The 1,041-nt window shown below is 56.1% G+C and carries 2 protein-coding genes; one reads left to right on the forward strand and one right to left on the reverse strand.

The genetic code is table 11. The features are described from left to right. Positions 1 to 144: 144 nt before the first annotated feature. Positions 145 to 420, reverse strand: a complete 276-nt coding sequence (locus ACNFCJ_RS24000; RefSeq protein ID WP_416773883.1) for a hypothetical protein — start codon at positions 418 to 420, stop codon at positions 145 to 147. A 274-nt stretch (positions 421 to 694) separates the two neighbouring features. Here ACNFCJ_RS24000 and ACNFCJ_RS24005 point away from each other — a divergent pair, with 274 nt between their 5' ends. Then, complete coding sequence (locus ACNFCJ_RS24005; RefSeq protein WP_004424534.1) at positions 695 to 901, forward strand: hypothetical protein; 207 nt, start codon at positions 695 to 697, stop codon at positions 899 to 901. Positions 902 to 1,041 lie beyond the last annotated feature (140 nt).

Raw genomic sequence — 1,041 nt, forward strand, 5'->3', positions numbered from 1 at the left:
GCCAAGGCGCGGGAAAGTCGCATAAAAAATCCGATGCTCAAAACAAGCATCGGATTTTCGTTTCAGTGCGCAGAAGGTCAAGCTGTAGCGCTTAACTGACTGGCATTAGCCATCAGGCTGCCGTTCTCGTTTATCGCTCAAGCATCAAAGCCGCGTGCTCAGCCAGGACAGCAGCAGGGCTGAGCCCAGGCAGACGGCGCCGAAACGGTAGAAGAAACGATTGATGCGCAGAGTACGCTCGTCCTGTGCTTCGCCTTCGTCCAGCTCACCCTGAGCCAGCACGCGCGCCATACCGCGCTGCTCACGCACGCGGGTCATCAGACACAGCCAACCACCCGCCAACGCGAAGAACAATCCCAGCGAATTCACCACCCCGGCCGGATGGGCGAGGAACAGTGACCACAACATCTGCAGCGACATGCAACACCTCGAGAGCAGCATGGTGCAGCAACCTCGCCACCGCACCAGAATGGGGATTTGGGCCGAGAAGCGGTGCGTCTCAACCCTCGAAAAGTCGTCGCGCAGTGTACTGAAATACCTCTTTTATAAGGTTCGTTTCCGACGAACGCGCCCCGCTATCCCGAAATCGTCTGAAAACTGTCATATGCCTGGCCTAGGGTTTGTATCTCCAAGAGTGACCAAACAGTCACGACTGTTGCTGGAGCCAAACCTCAATGTCCCTGGAGGACCTGCCATGCTCAATTCTCAACCGCTGGACCGCGATTACCTGATCGACTCGCTGGATGAAGTGGACGCCGTGGTCGACGAGCTATCTTTCAACGTGCAGGACCAGCACTGGCTGGTGTACTGCGCCCTTGGCGGACATGAGCATTACGACCTGCCGGATATCGACAACCGTACCGGCATGAGCCTGCCGGAGTTCTACGCCGAAGCAGCATGAAGGCCCAGGACAAATGAAAACGCCCCGCAATCAGACTGTGTGAAAACGTTCTGAACTGAACCGGTTCAATACAAACGCCTCGATTGATTCGGGGCGTTTGTGTTTTTACTGGTGCAATGATGCAAAGTGCAGCGCTCAGG

This window comes from Pseudomonas sp. NY15364, assembly GCF_048068235.1.
Taxonomy (GTDB): domain Bacteria; phylum Pseudomonadota; class Gammaproteobacteria; order Pseudomonadales; family Pseudomonadaceae; genus Aquipseudomonas; species Aquipseudomonas mendocina_D.